Raw genomic sequence first — 1,848 nt, 5'->3', positions numbered from 1 at the left:
CACCTCGTCGCCAGCCGCGCTTTCAACTGGGCCGCCCCCGTCCGACACCAGAGGGGATCCCGGCTGTTCCAACGCCACCGCCCGTGGTGGCCACTCCTGAACCTGAGCTTACGCCTGAGCCCAGCCCAGAGCCCTCTCCGCAAGCTGTGCCCACTTCAACTCCCCAGCCTGTGGCTACGCCTTTGCCGCGCGTGACCCCCATTCCCTTCCAGGAGCGGCGGGTGCGACAGCAGGGGTTGCGGCTTTTCCCGCCGGGACTCCACAGTCCAACCTTGCCAGGTGAGCGATAGCGGGACAGAATCCTTGGTTGACAGAATGCCCTTCGCACAGCGGGCCGTAGGTCTCACTGTTTCCCCGATGCCGCTCTGCCTGGGTGCGCAGTTGCCAGTTGTCGCGTTCTCACACCGGTCAAGCGCGAGGAGCGTGGAGCGACGGGAAAGAATCCCCCGGCTCTAGCCGTGGGGAGAACGTCGATTCCTGCCCAATGGAAGGGCCGGTCGTGTGGCTAAGCTGATGGGGTTGAGCCAAGTCAGGAGCATTGCTCCCTTAACCATCTCGCACCGATTGCGGCGGCGGGATGGGATCCTGGGTGGAGCTCTGGATCCCATTCTCTCCACTTTCCAACCTGAGCAAGGGCCGCAATCGGGATCCCTGCCAGGGATCCAGGACATCCCGAATTAGCACCTCCTGAATCCACACCTGCAGGATTGCCGCCAAAGGCACGGCCAGGAACAGGCCCAGCACCCCAAAGAAAAAGGCTGAAGTAACTTGAGCTACTAGGGTTAGGGCGGGCAGGAGCGACACCTGTCGGGACATAACGATGGGGGTGAAGACGCTGCTTTCCAACTGCTGGATCAGGATATACAGCCCCAGCACTGCCAAGGACTTCCAAGGGGCATCCGTGAGGGCTACCAGCATGGGGGCTACCACGCTTAAGGTGGGGCCGATATTGGGGATGAAGTTGAACAATCCCGCCAGCACCGCATTGGCCAAGATCAGGGGCACCCCCAAAATCCACAGCCCGATCCCACTCAGCAGCATCACCAAGGTGCTGGTAAACAGGATCCCCATCAGCCACCCTCGCAGCGCCAGCTCACAGCGCTTGAGGATGTAGCGAATGCGGGGACGGTAAAAGGCCGGGAAAACCGAGACAAAAGCGCGACTGTAGGCTTGGGGATCCGCCAACAACAAAATGGTGAGGATGATTACAAACAATAGGTTGAGCAGGGTGCCAAAAAAGGCAGTGAAGGACTCGGAGAAAAAGTCGCGCACCTGTCGCACCAACTCGGTGGCCTGGGGCACCAAGCTATTGGCCAATTCCCGCAGCGTCGGCAGCTCAATATCCGTCGGCAAAGAGAGAATCAAGCTCTCGAACAGCCGCTGCGCTTGCACGATCCCGGCGGGCACCCCATCGGTAAACAGCCACCGCAACTGCTCCGCCAGGGGGGGCACCACGATTAGCCCCACCAAGATCGCGGCCACCAAAACCGTCAAACTGGTGATGACAATTGAGGGGCCACGCCGAAAGCCGTAGCGCTGTGGGATCTGGGCCAAGGTATCCAATGCTACTGCCAACACAATGGCCGCGAACACCAACAGCAGGATCTGCCGGATCTGCCAAAGCAGAACTAGCAGGCCCAACAGCGCCCCTAGCCCCAGCCACTGGGCGAAGGTCACTGCCCCTCCACCTCCTCTTTTGTCCGTCGTCGCCTATTCTAGATGGGATCCCGACAAGTCCCATCGCTATTCGAGAACCCTGGATGCGCGATCCTGTCCCTTCAGCTAGAAATCGCAGGAGCCCCGCACTGTACCCGTAGGGTCGGTGTCGGGAGGAATGCGCTTTGATGA

1 protein-coding gene and 1 pseudogene are annotated in these 1,848 nt (G+C 60.6%); one reads left to right on the top strand and one right to left on the bottom strand.

Features of this window, described 5'->3' with window-relative positions; translation table 11 throughout:
• Window positions 1–290 (top strand): annotated as a pseudogene (locus NW837_RS12185) (hypothetical protein); the annotation flags it as partial.
• A 256-nt stretch (window positions 291–546) separates the two neighbouring features.
• On the opposite strand, the gene NW837_RS12180 reads toward NW837_RS12185, so the two are convergent.
• Window positions 547–1,677 (bottom strand): AI-2E family transporter, encoded by a 1,131-nt coding sequence (locus NW837_RS12180; protein ID WP_011431758.1) that lies wholly within the window; start codon window positions 1,675–1,677, stop codon window positions 547–549.
• Between the last annotated feature and the right edge of the window lie 171 nt (window positions 1,678–1,848).

The sequence above is a fragment of the Synechococcus sp. R6-10 genome, from assembly GCF_047461815.1.
Taxonomy (GTDB): domain Bacteria; phylum Cyanobacteriota; class Cyanobacteriia; order Thermostichales; family Thermostichaceae; genus Thermostichus.
This window is presented reverse-complemented; position numbering and strand designations above follow the sequence as displayed.